This window comes from uncultured Cellulomonas sp. (assembly GCF_963527515.1).
In the GTDB taxonomy this organism is placed as follows: Bacteria; Actinomycetota; Actinomycetes; order Actinomycetales; family Cellulomonadaceae; genus Cellulomonas.
Window position 1 is genome coordinate 23,435 of the sequence record NZ_CAURTV010000023.1, and the last position, 17,664, is coordinate 41,098.

14 protein-coding genes and 1 pseudogene are annotated in these 17,664 nt (G+C 72.1%); 11 read left to right on the plus strand and 4 right to left on the minus strand.

The features are described 5' to 3' along the window. The first annotated feature begins 136 nt into the window (after positions 1–136). Positions 137–883: a class I SAM-dependent methyltransferase gene (locus RYN42_RS08265; protein ID WP_315095285.1), complete on the plus strand. Its 747-nt coding sequence runs from the start codon at positions 137–139 to the stop codon at positions 881–883. On the opposite strand, the gene RYN42_RS08270 is transcribed toward RYN42_RS08265, so the two are convergent. From RYN42_RS08270 to RYN42_RS08280, 3 genes are all read right to left on the minus strand, one after another. Beyond that, positions 876–1,370: a hypothetical protein gene (locus tag RYN42_RS08270; RefSeq protein ID WP_315095286.1), complete on the minus strand. Its 495-nt coding sequence runs from the start codon at positions 1,368–1,370 to the stop codon at positions 876–878. The genes RYN42_RS08265 and RYN42_RS08270 overlap by 8 nt on opposite strands. Before the next feature lie 157 nt (positions 1,371–1,527). Next, entirely contained in the window at positions 1,528–2,067 is a 540-nt protein-coding gene (locus RYN42_RS08275) for a GNAT family N-acetyltransferase (RefSeq protein ID WP_315095287.1), read from the minus strand. Further along, positions 2,064–2,528 carry a nitroreductase family deazaflavin-dependent oxidoreductase gene (locus RYN42_RS08280; RefSeq protein ID WP_315095288.1) on the minus strand — a complete coding sequence of 155 codons (465 nt, stop codon included), beginning with the start codon at positions 2,526–2,528 and terminating at the stop codon, positions 2,064–2,066. Before RYN42_RS08280 ends, RYN42_RS08275 begins: the two co-directional genes overlap by 4 nt. Positions 2,529–2,914: 386 nt before the next feature. Here RYN42_RS08280 and RYN42_RS08285 point away from each other — a divergent pair, with 386 nt between their 5' ends. The 3 genes from RYN42_RS08285 to RYN42_RS08295 all read left to right on the plus strand — a co-directional run bounded on the left by RYN42_RS08285 (position 2,915) and on the right by RYN42_RS08295 (position 7,597). Continuing rightward, a complete protein-coding gene (locus RYN42_RS08285) occupies positions 2,915–4,699 on the plus strand; it encodes an ABC transporter family substrate-binding protein (protein ID WP_315095289.1) in 1,785 nt (594 codons plus the stop codon). A gap of 226 nt (positions 4,700–4,925) precedes the next feature. Continuing rightward, positions 4,926–6,467 (plus strand): ABC transporter permease, encoded by a 1,542-nt coding sequence (locus RYN42_RS08290; RefSeq protein ID WP_315095290.1) that lies wholly within the window; start codon positions 4,926–4,928, stop codon positions 6,465–6,467. Beyond that, on the plus strand, positions 6,464–7,597 hold the full coding sequence (locus RYN42_RS08295; RefSeq protein WP_315095291.1) for an ABC transporter permease: 1,134 nt from the start codon (positions 6,464–6,466) through the stop codon (positions 7,595–7,597). Before RYN42_RS08290 ends, RYN42_RS08295 begins: the two co-directional genes overlap by 4 nt. A 2-nt stretch (positions 7,598–7,599) precedes the next feature. Here the strand turns inward: RYN42_RS08295 and RYN42_RS08300 are convergent, their stop codons facing one another. Next, positions 7,600–8,220, minus strand: a complete 621-nt coding sequence (locus RYN42_RS08300) for a PH domain-containing protein (protein WP_315095292.1) — start codon at positions 8,218–8,220, stop codon at positions 7,600–7,602. Between the two features lie 26 nt (positions 8,221–8,246). Here RYN42_RS08300 and RYN42_RS08305 point away from each other — a divergent pair, with 26 nt between their 5' ends. From RYN42_RS08305 to RYN42_RS08335, 7 genes and pseudogenes are all read left to right on the plus strand, one after another. Continuing rightward, a complete protein-coding gene (locus tag RYN42_RS08305) occupies positions 8,247–10,049 on the plus strand; it encodes an ABC transporter ATP-binding protein (RefSeq protein ID WP_315095293.1) in 1,803 nt (600 codons plus the stop codon). Positions 10,050–10,218: 169 nt separating this feature from the next. Continuing rightward, positions 10,219–12,021, plus strand: a complete 1,803-nt coding sequence (locus RYN42_RS08310; RefSeq protein WP_315095294.1) for an ABC transporter substrate-binding protein — start codon at positions 10,219–10,221, stop codon at positions 12,019–12,021. Between the two features lie 105 nt (positions 12,022–12,126). Further along, positions 12,127–14,076, plus strand: a complete 1,950-nt coding sequence (gene typA, locus RYN42_RS08315) for a translational GTPase TypA (RefSeq protein WP_315095295.1) — start codon at positions 12,127–12,129, stop codon at positions 14,074–14,076. 16 nt (positions 14,077–14,092) lie between these two features. After that, entirely contained in the window at positions 14,093–15,043 is a 951-nt protein-coding gene (locus RYN42_RS08320; protein ID WP_315095300.1) for a PIG-L family deacetylase, read from the plus strand. A 5-nt stretch (positions 15,044–15,048) separates the two neighbouring features. Continuing rightward, positions 15,049–15,462, plus strand: coding sequence for a DUF6113 family protein (locus RYN42_RS08325; RefSeq protein WP_315095296.1), 414 nt, complete (start codon positions 15,049–15,051; stop codon positions 15,460–15,462). After that, positions 15,459–15,953: a flavin reductase family protein gene (locus RYN42_RS08330; protein ID WP_315095297.1), complete on the plus strand. Its 495-nt coding sequence runs from the start codon at positions 15,459–15,461 to the stop codon at positions 15,951–15,953. Before RYN42_RS08325 ends, RYN42_RS08330 begins: the two co-directional genes overlap by 4 nt. A gap of 645 nt (positions 15,954–16,598) precedes the next feature. After that, a pseudogene (locus RYN42_RS08335) lies at positions 16,599–17,664 on the plus strand (hypothetical protein); the annotation flags it as partial.

Genomic DNA, 17,664 nt, shown 5'->3' on the forward strand with positions numbered 1-17,664 from the left:
CCCGTGTCGGCCGGGTGGGTGCGGACATGCCTCTGCGCGGGCAGGATCGGGTGCCCGATCGGTCCACGCGACCGGCATCCCCGGCCTCGCGGTATTCCGGGTGACTGCCCGCACGTGGGCACCTAGCGTCCGTCGCATGGCCGACGACGGATTCGAGGTCCCCCGCCTCGCGCAGCTGTACGACCCCCTCGAGGCGGACCGCGGCGACCTCGACGTCTATGCGGCGATCGTCGACGAGCTCGGTGCCCGCAGCGTGCTCGACGTCGGCTGCGGCACGGGCACGTTCGCCCTGCTGCTCGCGGCGCGCGGGACCACGGTGGTGGGCGTCGACCCCGCGGAGGCGTCTCTGGACGTCGCCCGCGCCAAGCCGGGCGCCGACCGGGTGCGGTGGGTGCACGGGGACGCGACGGCGCTCCCGCCGCTGCAGGTGGACCTGGCGACGATGACCGGCAACGTCACGCAGGTGTTCGTCACCGACGAGGACTGGGCAGCGACCCTCCGGGCAGTGTGCGGCGCCCTCGTCGACGGCGGCCACCTGGTGCTCGAGACCCGCCGCCCCGAGCGCGAGGCGTGGCGGGAGTGGACCCGTGGCGCGACCTACGAGTCGTCCGTCGTGGCGGGCGTCGGGCGGGTCGAGACGTGGGTCGAGGTGACGGCCGTCGCCGACGAGCTGGTGACGTTCCGCGCGTCCTACGTCTTCGCGTCGGACGGTGCCGTCCTCACGTCGGACTCGACCCTGCGGTTCCGCGACCGCGGGACCGTGGAGTCCTCGCTGGTGGAGGCGGGCTTCGAGGTGGTCGACGTCCGCGACGCCCCCGACCGGCCTGGCCGGGAGTGGGTGTTCGTCGCCCGGGCGGTGCCGGCCCCCACAGTGGTCAGCTGACCGGGAACCCTGCGGCCGTGCACTCGCTCACGACGGTCCCGGACACGGTCGGGTAGTCCAGCGTCGCGGCGTTCGCACCGCCGGCCTCGGCCGCGTCGAGCGCCCCCTGCACACGCTCCTGGATCGCGGTGTAGGCCGCGGCCAGCGCGTCGGGGGCCACCTTGATCGCGTCCGCCAGCGCCGACGCGATCGCGCCGAGCTCCTCGGTCTGCTCCTCGTCCAGTGCGGTCCCGGCGTCCTGGGCCTCCATCACGGGCACGGCCGCCGCGACGCGGGCGTTCAACGAGCCGGCGCCGCCGTTGAAGTAGCGGCCGCACGCGAGCGCGGCGTTCGGCTCGACGGGTGCGGCCGTGCTCTGTGCCGGGGCGCTGGAGGCGGCGCTCGACGTGGCGGTGGCGTCGTCGTCCGTGCCGGAGCCGCTGTCGCAGGCCACCAGCGCGGTGGCGGTCAGGACGATGGCGACGAGGATCGAGGAAGCGCGCTTCACGGTGGTCTCCTTGCGACGGTGGACTAGCGGGGCCGTGTGCGGCCCACCCCCTGGTTGCCTGGCGGCAGCTCTCCGGCCCCCTCGGGCGTCCGGGTCTGGAACGCGGGGGCGCTGCCCTCCGAGCATTCGCCGGACGTTCCGGCGCTGCAACCGGAATTCAGCGCGAGCGGGACCACATCTCCATGTCTCGTCGTTCGCCGCCGACGCTCTGCCAGGAGCGCAGCAGCCCTTCGCACGCGAAGCCCGCGCCGGCGGCCGTCCGGGACGATGCGACGTTCCAGGGCTCGACGTAGAGCTCGAGGCGTTCGACGCCCGGGAGCGTGAGCGCCCAGCCGGCCACGGTCCGGACGGCGTCGCCGGCCAGCCCGCGGCCGCGCTGCGACCTCACCACCCAGTACCCGACCGTGGCGCGGCCGAGGTCGAGGTCGCGCAGCCCGAGGTAGACGTGGCCGACCGCGACGTCGGACGTGCGGTCGGCGATCGCGAACGGGTAGCCCGTCCCGGTCGCCAGGCGGTCGGCCTGACGAGCCACGAAGGCGAGGCACTCGGCGTCGTCCCCGAGCGCGGGCACCGACGTGATGAGGGGGATGTGCGGGTCGGACGCGGCCTCGCGCACGGCCGGCACATCGTCGGCGCAGAACGCGCGGAGCCGGACGGCGTCACCGACGAGCGTCGGCAGGACCAACGGCGGGCTCACACCGGGGCCAGACGGAAGACCCGCAGGTGACGGCCGGCGCGGGCGGCGTAGTCCTCGTAGCCCGGCCACACGGCGAGCAGGGCGGGCAGCAGGCGGGCCCGCTCGTCGTCGTCGACGAGGGTGGCGACGACCGGCGTCGTGACCCCCGCCACCGCCACCGCTGCGCGCGGGTCCGCAAGGAGGTTGCCTGACCACGCCGGGTGGTGGCCCTGGCCCCAGTTGGAGCCGATGACCACCCACCCGTCAGCGTCGACGGCGTACAGCAGGACGGCCTCGCGCGGCTGCCCGGAGGTACGGCCCGTCGTGGTGAGGACCAGCTGCGGCAGCGTCACGCGGCCGAGGACGCTCCAGCGGCCGCGCGTCGCCTTCTGCAGCCGGCGATCGAGTCCCGCGGCGGTGCGTCCGAGGCGCGCGAACCAGCGGGTGCGGCCGAGCCGACGGACGGAGCGGGTCAGGACCATCGCACGAGTGTGTCGGACGGCGGGGTGCTGTGACCGACGTCCCGCACGGTCGTCGGTGACCTCCGGCGGTCCGCGTCCGTATAGCAGATCAGCCTGCCGGGCGCAGTCGCGGGGGAGTCACACCACCCCTGCGGCCGACGGATCGGACACGTTACGGCGATGTTTCCGCAGATGGCCATCTCGCATCCTGGACGGTACTGGCCAGTATCAATCAGGTAACGATCCGGCGTCAGGCTGATCCCTGCCTGATATGTCCGAGCAGCAGTGACTTACCTTGTCTCTCAACTCACGGCGGACGTGCATCACACCCGACCGCTCCGGCCCTTGCAGCAGTCGTGCGACGGCGGAGCGCGCAAGGCAGCGTCCACCCCTTCCCAGGAGGAACATTGAAGATCAGGCGAATCAGCGCCGCGACTGCTGTCCTTGCAGCCGGCGCCCTGGTGCTCACCGCGTGCTCCAACACCCCGACGGACACGGCATCTCCGTCGGAGTCGGCCGCCGCGACCACGGGTGGCACGCTCGTCGCTGCCGAGGTGAACGAGTTCTTCTCGTTCAACACCTCGACGGCCAACGGCAACACGGACATCAACTCGAAGGTCTCGCTCGCCACCAACTCGAACTTCTACTACATCGACGGCGACCTCAAGGTCCAGCGCGACGAGTCGTTCGGCACGATGGAGAAGACGAGCGACGACCCGCTGACGGTCAAGTACACCGTCAACGAGGGCGAGACCTGGTCCGACGGTGAGCCGATCGACGCCGACGACCTCATCCTCGCGTGGGCCGTGTACTCCGGCTTCTACGACGACGGCGGCAACTTCGACGCCGAGGGCAACGCCACGACCGGCACCAGCTACTTCAGCTACGCCGGGTCGACCGAGGGCCTGAGCCTCACGGAGTTCCCGGAGATCGGCGACGACAACCGCAGCATCACGCTGACGTACTCGAAGCCGTTCGCCGACTGGGAGATCGCCTTCGGTCTCGACCGTCCGGCCCACGTCGTCGCCAAGGGTGGCGGCCTCGCCGACGGCCAGGCGCTGGTCGACCTGCTGAAGGACAAGCCCCGCGGCGACTCGGCGGCGCCGGTCCCGACGGACACGGCCCTCAAGGCCGTCGCCGACTTCTACAACACCGGCTTCGACTCCCGCACGCTGCCCAGCGACCCGTCGCTGTACCTGTCGAGCGGCCCGTACATCGTCTCGGACGTCGTCGAGGGCCAGTCGGTCACGATGGTCGCCAACGACAAGTACGAGGGTGACTTCGGTCCGAAGCTGGACGAGATCACCATCCGCACCATCGCGGACCCGTCCGCCATGGTCCAGGCGCTGCAGAACGGCGAGGTCGACGTCATCTCGCCGCAGGCCAACGCCGACACGCTCGCCGCGCTCGAGGGTCTCGAGGGTGTCGAGGTCCACAAGGGCAACCAGCTCGCGTACGACCACATCGACCTGAACTTCTCGGGTGTCTTCGCCGACCAGAACGTCCGTGAGGCGTTCCTCAAGACGATCCCCCGCCAGGCGATCCTCGACGCGATCATCACGCCGCTGGACCCCGAGGCCAAGATCCTCGACTCCCAGCTGTTCGTGCCCGCCCAGGACGGCTACGCCGACTCGGTCGAGAACAACGGCTCGTCCGAGTACGCCGAGCCCGACATCGCGGGCGCCAAGGAGCTCCTCGCCGGCGCCACGCCGACGGTGCGCATCCTCTACAACGTCAACAACCCGAACCGTGTTGACGCGTTCACGCTGATCCAGCAGTCGGCCTCCGAGGCCGGGTTCATCATCGACGACCAGGGTGACGCCAAGTGGGGCTCGCGCCTCGGTGACGGCTCCTACGACGCGTCGATCTTCGGCTGGACCTCCCCGGGCGTCGGCGTCAGCGGCGTGCCGCAGATCTTCGGCTCCGGTGCTGCGTCGAACTTCAACGGGTTCACGGACCCGGCCGCGGACGAGCTGATGGCTGAGCTCATCACGACCACGGACGTCGACGAGCAGACCCGCCTGCAGCAGGAGATCGACGCCAAGATCTTCGCCGCCGCCTACGGCCTGCCGTTCTTCCAGAGCGTGGGAGTCGACGCCGTCGCCGAGCGCGTCGAGGGCATCGACGCGTACAACCCCAACCAGAACGGTGTCTGGTGGAACGTCTGGAACTGGAGCGTCAACGACGGCTGATCCTGGCCTCCGTAGCGCACCACCGGCCGACTGTGTGACAGTCGCCTGAACGACCGAAGGTGCCGGGTCGACCGCTCGCGGTGGCCCGGCACCTTCGGGTCCGTCTCCAGCACGCTGAACAGGGACGACGGAGCCAGTGGAGTGCTGGGGGCGGCCTCTGAATTACGCTTGACTACTTCCGGCACGCGGTTCGGCGTGCCGCCCCGACACCGACACCTGAGAAACGATGACCACCTACATCCTTCGACGGTTGCTCGCGTCCCTGCTGATCCTGCTGGGCGCGTCGTTCATCGTCTATCTGCTCATCGCCTACTCGGGCGACCCGCTGGCCGAGATCCGGTCGAGCAACTCGCCGAGCAAGGCCGATCTCATGGCCCGACGCACGGAGCTGCTGCACCTCGACGTGCCGCCCGCGCTGCGGTACTTCATCTGGCTCAGCGGCGCCGTCAAGTGCGCCATCCCGTTCGCGGGGCAGTGCGACCTGGGCGTGACGCTCCAGAACCAGCCGGTCACGGCCGCGCTGTCGGGAGCCATCCCGACCACGCTGCAGCTCGTGACGACGGCCGCGCTGCTCGCGATCCTGCTCGGTGTGACGATCGGGGTCATCACGGCGCTGCGGCAGTACAGCACCCTGGACTACTCGGTCACCTTCATCACGTTCCTGTTCTTCTCGCTCCCCGTGTTCTGGGTCGCGGTGCTGCTCAAGGAGTTCGGGGCCATCGGCTTCAACGACTTCCTCCGAGACCCCTTCATCGCCAACAGCACGGTGCTGGTGGTGTCGCTGGTGGTCGGCCTGGTGTGGACCGTGATCATCGCGGGGACCCTCAAGCGCCGGCTGCTGACCTTCGGCGTCGCGTTCCTGGTCACCGCGGTCGTCATGTACTACCTGTCCGTGACGCGCTGGTTCACGACGCCGTCGCTCGGGGTCGTCGTGATCACCGTCACCGGCATCGCCGCCGCGTACGGGTTCACGGTGCTCTTCGCCGGCCTGCAGAACCGCAAGGCGCTGTACTCCTCGCTCATCGCGGTCGGGATCGGCGTCGTCGCGTACTTCGCGATCCAGCCGCTGCTGGACAACGCGAGCCTCTGGCTGGTCCTGGGCCTCGCCGTCGTGGCGGTCGGCGTCGGACTGCTGGTCGGGTACCTCATGGGCGGCTACGACCGGGGCCAGTCGATGAAGGCCGCGGCGCTGACCAGCTTCGTGGTCGGCTTCCTCATCGTGCTCGACCGGTTCATGCAGTCGTGGCCGGACTACATGGGCAACTCGCGCATCCGGAACCGGCCGATCGCCACGATCGGCGCCGAGACCCCCGGGCTCGACGGCGACTTCTGGATCACCGGCCTGGACAAGTACACCCACCTGATCCTGCCGACGATCGCGCTGATCCTCATCTCGCTGGCGTCGTACACGCGCTACTCGCGGGCGTCGATGCTCGAGGTGATGGGCCAGGACTACGTCCGCACCGCGCGCGCCAAGGGCCTGTCCGAGCGCGTCGTGGTCACGCGGCACGCGTTCCGCAACGCGATGATCCCGCTGGCCACGATCGTCGCGATCGACATCGGTGGTCTCATCGGCGGGGCGGTGATCACCGAGAACGTGTTCTCGTTCAAGGGCATGGGGCAGCTGTTCCTCACCGGCCTGCACAACGTCGACCCGAACCCCGTCATGGGCGTGTTCCTGGTGACCGGCATCACCGCGGTGACGTTCAACCTGCTGGCCGACCTCACGTACTCGGCCCTCGACCCGCGAGTGAGGGTGAAGGCATGACCGCCATCCTGGAGAACACGGCGGACGTCCCGCCCAACCCGACCACCCCGGAGAACCCGGAGGACGTCAAGGGCCTGAGCCAGGGACGCATCGTCCTGCGGCGGTTCTTCGGCCACACCGGTGCCGTCGTGAGCATGGCCGTCCTGTTCGGCGTGCTCCTGCTGGCCGTCTCGGCGATCGGGCTCGGTCCGATCCCGGGCTGGTGGAAGTACAGCTACCTGCAGACCCCGCAGCTCATGGACGGGGGCCGGCCGACGCTGCAGCTCCTGCCGTTCTCGCTGGGCGACCACCCCTTCGGGCAGGACCGCGTCGGTCGCGACATGTTCGCGATGACCATGCGCGGGACGCAGATCTCGATGTTCATCATGCTCATGGTCGGCGCGATCGCCGCCATGGTGGGGGTGCTCGTCGGGTCCAGCGCCGGCTTCTTCCGCGGCAAGGTCGAAGCCGTGCTCATGCGGTTCACCGACATGATCATCATCATCCCGGCGCTCATCGCGGCCGCGGTGGTGGCCAACTCGGCCAAGAGCATCTGGGCGCTGGGCCTGTTCCTCGGCCTGGTGTCCTGGACCGGCATGGCCCGCCTCGTGCGCGGTGACTTCCTGACCCTGCGGGAGCGCGAGTTCGTCGACGCGGCCCGGCTGGCCGGGGCGTCGAGCCGCCGGATCATCTTCAAGCACATCCTGCCGAACGCCGTGGGCGTCATCACGGTGAACACGACGCTGCTGATGTCGGCGGCGATCCTCACCGAGACCGCCCTCAGCTACGTGCAGCTCGGGGTGCGGTCGCCCGACGTGTCGCTCGGCCTGCTGATCAGCGCCAACCAGGCGGCGTTCGCCACGCGACCGTGGCTGTTCTGGTGGCCCGGCATCTTCATCGTCATCATCTGCCTGACCATCAACTTCATCGGCGACGGGCTGCGCGACGCGTTCGACCCGCGGCAGAAGAAGTTCGCGCTGCGCCGGGTCAAGGAGACGCGCGAGCGCCCCGACCTGTACGCCCAGCCGACCGCGCGCGGTCCGGTGGCGGCGGGCGGCGCGACGACCGTGGCCTCGGGTGGCATCGTCCAGCCGCTGGACCAGCCGCGCGACATGGGCGAGACCAACGACGACGGTGAGGGCCGGCGGTGACGTCAGGTCAGCGCCACGACCACGACACCGACCGCCGCCGCACCCAGCAGGACGATCGCCGGACGGTTCCACACCGCGACCACCGGGGTCTCGTCCGCGACACCGAGGGCCAGCTGCTCGCTCTCCGCGAGGTGCTCCCACCGCCGGCGCACCATGGCGGCCACCTGGCCGGACGGGGCGCTCGGCAGGTCCCCGATGGCCACGGCCCCGCGCGAGTCACGGGCCAGGCGGGACATGCCGGCCAGCTCCTCGTTGCCGGCCGTGACCACCTGGTGACGGCCCGGCCCGGGCGCCGCCCACGCGCGGTAGCGCCCGTGCGGGGTGACCAGGGTCAGCGAGTACTGGGTCTCGACGTCGATGAGCGCAGCCCACGGGACGTGGATCGTCCGCAGCGGGTTGACCAGCACCACGCCCTCGTCGGTCACGTCGACGCGGGGCCGCCAGAAGGCCAGCCACGCCAGCAGGCCGAGCGTGACCGCGAGCGGCAGCGCCCGGAGCACCGCGGTCCCGCCGTCCTCGAAGCCCCGCGCGGCCGTCAGTCCCGCGACCACCACCCAGGCGGCGATCGTCGACACATATCTGCTGCGCGGCCTGTAGGACAGGTCGCCACTCTCGGCACGCATGCCCGCATGATCTCAGGAGTCACACGATGACCGACACGACCGCCCAGGACGCACCCGTCCTCCAGGTCACCGACCTGTCCATCGACTTCGCCGTGGACAAGAAGTGGATCCCGGCGGCGATCGACGTCAGCTTCGAGGTCCACGCCGGCGAGGTCCTCGCCATCGTGGGGGAGTCGGGCTCGGGCAAGTCCGTCAGCTCGATGGCGCTGCTCGGCCTGCTGCCGAAGAACGCGCGCGTCACGGGCAGCATCAAGCTGCTGGGCCAGGAGATGAGCGAGATGTCGTCGTCCCGGGTCCGGGAGATCCGCGGCAACGAGATCGCGATGATCTTCCAGGAGCCCATGACGGCGCTGAACCCGGTCTACACGATCGGCGCCCAGATCATCGAGGCCCTGCGGCTGCACAACATGATGTCCCCGACGCAGGCCCGGGACCGCGCGCTCGAGCTGCTGACCATGGTGGAGCTGCCGGACCCCGTCAAGGCGTTCAACTCCTACCCGCACCAGCTCTCGGGCGGCCAGCGGCAGCGTGCGATGATCGCGCAGTCGCTGTCCAACGACCCGGTGCTGCTGATCGCCGACGAACCGACGACCGCGCTCGACGTCACGGTGCAGGCCGAGATCCTCGAGCTCATGCGGAACCTGCGCGACCATTTGCGTTCCGCGGTCATCCTCATCACGCACGACATGGGCGTGGTGGCGGACCTGGCGGACCGGATCGCGGTCATGCGTCGCGGTCTGATCGTCGAGACCGGCAGCGCGCGGGAGATCTTCGGCAGCCCGCAGCACCCGTACACCCAGGAGCTGCTCGCGGCGGTCCCGCACCTCGGTGCCGCCGACTCGACGGGCGAGGAGATCGACCTCACCGCCGCGCTCGCCGCGGCCACGGGCAACGAGGACGCCCTCTCGGTCGACGCCGAGGAGCTGGCCCGCCGGGAGGCGGCCAACCGCCGCGCCCTGGAGATCTCGGAGCGTGCGCAGCGGGCGCTCGACGTCGAGGGCACCACCCCGATCCTCCAGCTGGTCGACGTCGCCATCGAGTACCCGAAGCAGGGCCGGATGCCGGCCTTCCGCGCGGTCGAGGGCGCCAACCTGGTCATCCGGCCCGGTGAGGTCGTCGGCCTGGTCGGCGAGTCGGGCTCCGGCAAGACGACCATCGGGCGTGCGGCCGTCGGCCTGCTGCCGGTGGTCGAGGGCACCCTGACGGTCGCGGGCGTCGAGCTGACCAAGCGCGACGCCAAGAAGCTCCGGTCGCTGCGGCGCAAGGTCGGCATGGTCTTCCAGGACCCGTCGTCGTCGCTGAACCCGCGGCTGCCCGTCGGGGAGAGCATCGGCGAGCCGATGTACCTCGCGGGTGTGGCCAAGGGCGACGCGCTGCAGAAGCGGATCGAGGAGCTCCTCGACCAGGTGCAGCTGCCGCGCAGCTACCGCAACCGCTACCCGCACGAGCTGTCGGGCGGGCAGAAGCAGCGCGTCGGCATCGCCCGGGCGATCTCCCTGTCCCCGGAGCTGCTGGTGGCCGACGAGCCGACGTCCGCCCTGGACGTCTCGGTGCAGGCCACCGTCCTCGAGCTGCTCCAGGACCTGCAGTCCCGGCTCAAGTTCGCGTGCCTGTTCGTCACGCACGACCTCGCGGTCGTCGACGTGCTGGCCGACCGCATCGCCGTGATGCGCCGCGGCGTGATCGTCGAGCAGGGCACGCGCGACGCGATCCTGCGCAACCCGCAGGAGGCGTACACGCAGCGGCTCATCGCCGCCGTGCCGCTGCCCGACCCGGACAAGCAGCGCGAGCGCCGCGAGCTGCGCTCGCTCCTGCTCGACAGGTCCTGACCCCGCACGACGCTCGTCCCCGCAGGCCCGGCCGGATCGCTCCGACCGGGCCTGCGTGGCGTCCGCGACCTGGACGAGATGTCCGGCAAGGTTCAGTTGCGGGTGTCATGGGCCGATAGCGCACCCATGGGCGGTTTCGCCCGATGACGGAGTGTGAGCGGAGGTCGTGGTGCGACGCAGGTGGCGTGCGGTAGCGGGGACGGTCGGCGCCCTGGCGCTGCTGGGGGCGTGCACCACGTCGGAGCCGGCGCCCGCGCGGACGGGCACGGTGGTCGTGGCGGTCGCTGCGCCGTTCACCTCGCTCAACGGGGGCACCGCGCAGGGTCGTGCCGCGGGCAGCACCCTGGTGCGGTCGCTCGTGCAGGACGGGTTCGTCTCGCTCGACGAGTCCGGCGCCGCGGTGCCCGACGCGGGCTTCGGCACCGTGGAGAAGGTCGCCGACGCACCCCTGACCGTGCGGTACACGATCGACCCGGCGGCCACCTGGTCCGACGGCACCCCCGTCACGGCTGCCGACCTGCTGCTCGAGTGGGCGGCGCGCAGCGGCCAGCTCGACGACGTCGCGCCCGAGCTCGACGCGCAGGGCGAGGTCGTGAACAACGACGCGCTCGACGCGGGCGTGGCGTTCGCGGCGGCGTCGCCCGCGCTCACCCAGGCTCAGGCCCTGCCGGTGGTGGAGGGCGCGACCCTCACCCTCGTCTACGCGACCCCCGTGCCGGACTGGCAGGTGGCGCTGGACGTCAACCTCCCCGCCCACGTGCTGGGGCAGACGGCCCTGGGGGTGGAGGACGCGGCGGCCGCAGCGGCAGCGGTCACGAAGGCCGTCGTCGACGAGGACAAGGAGGCGCTGCGCTCGGTCTCGGCCGCGTGGCGGAGCGAGTTCGAGGCGGACGCCCTGGCCCAGCACGTGGACCAGGCGGTCTCGACGGGTCCGTACGTCATCGACGCCATCGTCCCGGGCGAGCGCGTCGAGCTGGTCCGCAACGAGCAGTACGCGGGCGCGGCCGGGGCGGTCTACGAGCGCGTGGTCGTGCGCAGCGACCTGGATCCCCTGCAGCAGGCAGAGGCCCTGGCCGCCGGATCGGTCGACGTCGTCGCCCCGGTGGCGACGCCGGACGTGCTCAAGGCGCTGGAGGAGGTCACGGGCGCCGACGTGCGCGCCGGCGGCGACAGCGTCCTGCAGCTCCAGCTCCAGGCAGCGGGTGGGGGAGCGTTCGACCCGGCCACCTACGGCGGCGACGCGGCGGTGGCGTCGACCGTCCGGCGGGCGTTCCTGCTGACGGTCCCGCGGGACGCCGTCGCCGACGTCGTCACGCCGCTGTGGCCGGAGGCGGCCGTCGCGGGGGCTCTGCTGCCGTCCGCAGCACCGTCGGCCGACGACGCCGAAGGGCGGGGCGACGCGGACCTGCCCGCAGCCCGCGCCCTGCTCACCGAGGCCGGGGTGACGGACCCGGTGGTCGTCCGCGTGCTCACCAACACGACCGACCCGCTGCGCGCGCGGATGCTCGTCCTGGTCGGGGAGTCGGCGGCCGAGGCCGGGTTCGAGGTCGAGGAGTACACCGCGACCGGTGGCCTGGGTCCGGACCTGGCGGGCGCGCCCGAGGCCTGGGACGCGGCGCTGGTCCCCGTGCCGCAGGCGGACCTGCCGGTGGAGTCGGTGCTCGCGCGGTGGAGGACGGGGGGCGCGACGAACGTCACCGGCTGGACGGACGCCGCCACCGACGCGGCCGCGGGCGCTCTCGCGCAGACGCTCGACCCGGCAGCCGCCGACGACCAGCTGGCCGCGGTCGCCGCGACCCTGGAGGCCGGGGGTGCCGTGCTGTCGCTCGTGCGGCAGCCGGTCGTCGTCGCCACCCGCGGATCCGCCGCGCCCACCGCGGGCAGCACGCCGGCCGCTCCCGACGTCGCGCCGCTGCAGCTCGGGCGGGCCGACCTGACGTCGTGGTGGGCCTGGGCGCGCGCCGCGGGCTGACGTGGGTCTGATCACCTTCTGACGCGGCACGACGGGGAGGCAGGTAAGATTGGATGGCGCGGCCGACGACTCGACGCGCTCCCCACCTTCTGAGATGAGTTCCCCATGTCTGAGCCCACGACTGCGCCGAGGACGTCCGCCGGCACGAGCGTGCGTGCCGACCTGCGCAACGTCGCCATCGTCGCCCACGTCGACCACGGCAAGACGACCCTCGTCGACGCCATGCTCTGGCAGTCCGGCTCGTTCGGCTCGCACGCCCACGTCGACGAGCGCGCCATGGACTCCGGCGACCTGGAGCGCGAGAAGGGGATCACGATCCTCGCCAAGAACACGGCGATCCGGTACACGGGCCCCGCGGCGGCCGAGATCGGCGAGCCCGGCGGCGTCACCATCAACGTCATCGACACCCCCGGCCACGCCGACTTCGGCGGTGAGGTCGAGCGCGGCCTGTCCATGGTCGACGGCGTCGTCCTGCTGGTCGACGCGTCCGAGGGTCCGCTGCCCCAGACGCGCTTCGTGCTCCGCAAGGCGCTCGTCGCCAAGCTGCCCGTGATCCTCGTCGTGAACAAGACCGACCGTCCCGACGCCCGGATCACCGACGTCGTGCACGAGGCGACCGACCTGTTGCTGGGCCTGGCGTCGGACCTGCACGAGGACGTCCCGGACCTGGACCTCGACGCGATCCTCGACGTCCCCGTCGTGTTCGCCGCCGCCAAGGCCGGCCGTGCCTCGCTGAACCAGCCCGCCGACGGTGGCCTGCCGGACTCGGAGAACCTCGAGCCGCTGTTCAAGACCATCCTCGAGCGCATCCCGGCACCCACCTACACCGAGGGCGCGCCGCTGCAGGCGCACGTCACCAACCTCGACGCGTCGCCGTTCCTCGGTCGCCTCGCCCTGCTCCGGGTCTTCAACGGCACGATCCGCAAGGGTCAGACCGTCGCGTGGGCCCGCGCGGACGGCACCCTGCAGAACGTGAAGATCACCGAGCTGCTGGAGACCAAGGCACTCGACCGCGTCAGCACGGACTCCGCCGGGCCCGGGGACATCGTCGCCGTCGCCGGCATCGAGAACATCACCATCGGCGAGACGCTGACCGACCCCGACGACCCGCGCCCGCTGCCGCTCATCACGGTGGACGACCCCGCGATCTCCATGACCATCGGGATCAACACGTCCCCGTTGGCCGGTCGCGGCGGCAAGGGTCGCAAGGTCACCGCCCGCCAGGTCAAGGACCGGCTCGACAAGGAGCTCGTCGGCAACGTCTCGCTCCGCGTGCTGCCCACCGAGCGTCCCGACGCCTGGGAGGTCCAGGGCCGCGGCGAGCTGGCGCTGGCCATCCTGGTCGAGCAGATGCGCCGCGAGGGCTTCGAGCTGACGGTCGGCAAGCCGCAGGTGGTCACCAAGAAGGTCGACGGCCACGTGCACGAGCCGGTCGAGCGCATGACCATCGACGTCCCCGAGGAGTACCTCGGCGCCGTGACGCAGCTGCTCGCGCAGCGCAAGGGCCGCATGGAGACCATGTCGAACCACGGCACCGGCTGGGTCCGCATGGAGTTCCTGGTCCCGGCGCGCGGGCTCATCGGCTTCCGCACGCGGTTCCTGACCGACACCCGCGGCACCGGCATCGCGTCGTCCATCGCCGACGGCTACGAGCCGTGGGCCGGCCCGATCGACACCCGCGTCAACGGCTCGCTCGTCGCCGACCGCGCCGGTGCGGTCACGCCGTTCGCCATGATCAACCTGCAGGACCGCGGCTCGTTCTTCGTCGAGGCCACGCAGGAGGTCTACGAGGGCCAGATCGTCGGTGAGAACTCGCGCAACGAGGACATGGACGTGAACATCACCAAGGAGAAGAAGCTCACCAACATGCGCTCCGCGGCGGCGGACAACTTCGAGAACATCATCCCGCCGCGCAAGCTCACGCTGGAGGAGTCCCTCGAGTTCGCCCGCGAGGACGAGTGCGTCGAGGTGACGCCGGACATCGTGCGGATCCGCAAGGTGGTGCTCGACCAGACCGAGCGCGCGCGCATCACCGCCCGCTCGAAGCGTTCCTGATCCCTGCGTGACGCCGATGCCCGGCGGCCTCCTGGCGGTGCACGCGCACCCCGACGACGAGACGCTGTCGACGGGCGCGCTGCTCGCCACCTGGGCGGCCGCCGGGCGTCCGGTGACGGTGGTGACCTGCACGCGCGGTGAGCGCGGCGAGGTCATCGGCACCCGGCTGGCGCACCTCGAGGGCCACGGACCGGCGCTCGCCGCGCACCGGGACCGTGAGCTCGGTCGAGCGTTGGCCGCGCTCGGGGTGCGGGACCGCGGGTACCTGGACACGCTGCCCGGGAGCACCAGCACCCGGTTCGAGGACTCCGGCATGGAGTGGGTGGGCACCGGCCGGGCCGGCAGCCCCGACGAGATCCCGCCGGGCGCGTTCGTCGCCGCGGGCCTCGAGGAGGCCGCCGAGCGGCTCGCTCGCGTGATCCGTGCCCGGCGCCCCGACGTCGTCGTCACCTACGAGCCCGACGGCGGGTACGGGCACCCCGACCACGTCCGCGCGCACGAGGTCACGCAGTGGGCGGTCACGTTCGCGGCATCGGGACCGGACGACGACCGCCCCGCGTTCGCGGTCCCGGTCGTGCTCTGGGCGGCCCAGGGTCGCCTGGCGCTGCGGCGCGGGCTGCAGGCGCTGCGCGGCGACGCGGTGCTCGCCGCGCTGGGCTCCTTGCGCGCCGGTCTGGAGCTGCCCGACCCCACCGCCGAGCTGCCGTCCGTGGCCGTCCCGGACGACGAGCTGGACCTCGCGGTGGACGTGCTGCCCGTCCGCGACCGCGTGCTCGGTGCCCTGCGCGCGCACGTCACGCAGGTGCAGGCGGTGCGGGCCATCGACGACGAGCCGGCGCTCGTCGCCTGCTACGCCCTGAGCAACCGCGCCCTCGCGCCGATGCTTCCCACGGAGACCTACCGGCGCGGCACCGGCGGCTCGGGCGAGGACATCGTCTGGCCCGTCGGTGTGCGCCCGGTAGCCTGACGCGCGTGCAACCCCTCTCCGCCGGCCAGATCGGGTCGCTCGCCCTGACGCTCGTCCTCGGCGTCGTGGCCGGGACCCTGGGCACGGTGCTGCACCGCAGCGTCCCGCCCTGGGGCGTCGTCCTCTGCCTCGCGCTGGCGTTCGTCGCCGGCGTCACCTCGCGCGCCTTCGCCGGTCTCGCCGCGGTCGGCACGTTCGCCCTCGGCCTGGTGGCCGCGGTCCAGCTGCTGTCCCAGGGCGGTCCCGGTGGCGACTTCCTCGTGCCGGCCGGTGAGGCCGTCGGCTGGGTCTGGGTGCTCGGGTCGATCGTGCTGACGATCCTGGTGGCGGTGCTGCCGGGCCGGCTGTTCGACGACCGGCCGCGTCCCCGGTCCGCACCGGTGGCGGTCGAGCGTGACGGGACGGACGCGGCGCCGTGAACGACGCCGTCGCGCCCGAGGAGTTCCGCTCGGCGGTCGGACGCCTCCCCGCGGGCGTCGCGGTGGTCACCCTCCGGTGGCGGGGGACCCTGCACGCGATGACCGCCAGCGCGATCACGTCGGTCTCCCTCGAGCCGCCGATGCTGCTGTTCTGCGTGCACACCGACGCCCGGTTCCGGGACGCCCTGGACGCCGTGGACACCTGGTCCGTGAGCGTCCTGGCCGACGACCAGGGCCACACCGCCGACTGGCTCGCCTCCCCGGGACGCCCCGCGATCGAGCAGCTCGCCCGCGTCCCGCACCGGGCCGCCCCCGTCGCGGACGCCGTGTGGGTGGACGGCGCGGCGGCGTGGTTCGACTGCCGGACTGAGTCCGTGCACCGTGCGGGGGACCACGACATCGTCGTCGGCTCCGTCCTCGCAGCCTCCCAGGGCGCCGCCGACACCGGCGGCCTGGTGCACCTGCGCGGACGGCTCCGCCCGGTCCGCTGACGCCTCCCCAGTGACGGGTCTCGGCGCGCGTGTCTGAACCAGCCGCTCGTGGGGCACGAGTGCTCAGAGGGTTCCGTGGGAGACGTCCTGCGTCCCTCCTGTCACACCAGCACCATGAGCGGTTGGCGAGGACACGCGGCGGACCTCCCTGGTCCTGGGTCGAAGAGGTGGCGCCTACCGCCGGGTGAGAACGGCCCCGTCGCGCAGTGGCGCGAGCACGACGCTGCGCCCAGACACGTAGACTCGCGCGGACGCGTTGTGCGTGCGTGGGAGCAGCGGGGGAGCAGGATGAGTAACGGCACCGAGCGCGACGAGCCCGGACAGCCCAGCGAGGGCAGCCCGCAAGGCTCGGCGTCCGCGGGGACCGCCCGTCAGTCGTCGGACCCGGTCTGGCCGGTGTGGGGTGGCGCCGAGGCGACGCCCCCGCCCGAGTCTGAGGTCTCCGACGACGAGGCCGGTGTGCCGGAGCCCGCCGACGAGTCGCTGCCGGAGCCCGCCGACGAGTCGCTGCCGGAGCCCGACGGCGAGGGTGTCGTGCTGGAGTCGGGCGACGAGACCGACGTGCCCGGGCCGGGCGACCCGGCGGCCGCCGCACCGGACGAGTCGACCGACGGCGTCCCTGCCGTCGATGACGAGCAGCCCGGCGTGCCTGCCGGTGACGACGTTGCGCCCGACGAGACCGGTGACGAAGCCCTGGCTCCGGCGACGGAAGGTGACGAGACGCCCCTCGACGACCGGGTCGCCGTCGAGACGTCGGTCGAGGAGCTTCCGAGCGACGCCGTGCCCGGAGACCCGGACGCGCCCGCCGATCAGCCGGACGCCACGGCGACGCTCGCCGCCGACGAGGCGATCACTAGCGAGCCGGATGTGGACCGGCCCGACGCCAGCAGCGGCGCCGACGCCGACGCCGACGCCGCCGATGCTGGCGGAGCGGTTGACGATGCCCTCGTCGACGGCGATGTTGCTGCGGTCGACGCCCCCACAGCCGATGCTGACGGCGATGCTGCGCGCGTCGATGCCCGCGCAGCCGACGACGACGCCGTCGGTGCCCAGGAGGCCGTCGTCGACCCGATCGCTACCGCCGACGATGATTCCGACCGTGCCGCCCGTGAGCCGGGTGCCGATGCGGCTCTCGCCGACACCGGCCGGGCCGCAACTGAGCCCGACGCCGGTGACGACCCGGCCGCCGACGCGTCGGTCGGGGCGACAGCCGTGGACCGGGTCGCTGAGGGCGGCTCGGACATCGGTCGGCCGGATGGTGACGAGCCGACGGCAGAGGACGCGTCCTCGGCCGCGACCGCCGTCGATGACGGTCATGCGGGCGTGACCGCTGTGGACGACCCCGCTTCGGACGAGACCGCTCTGGACGACGTCCCTGCGGACGAGACTGCTGCGGACGACGTCCCTGCGAACGTCACTGCTGTGGACGACGTCCCTGCGAACGTCACTGCTGTGGAGGACGTCCCTGCGGACGAGACTGCCTCCGACGTGGCTGCGGCGAACCTGCCTGCGGCGAACGTGGCTGCGGCGAACATGGCTGCGGTAGGCGAGAAGGCGGAGGAGGTCGAGCCCGCCGACGCGAGCGCTGAGGGCGAGCCCGTCGCGGACGAGCCTGACACCGACCCCGCTGCCGCGGCCGTCGCGACGGCTGGACCGGCCGCCACCGCCGCGGTCGCCAGCGCGCCCGCACCGACGCCCCCCGCACCGAAGG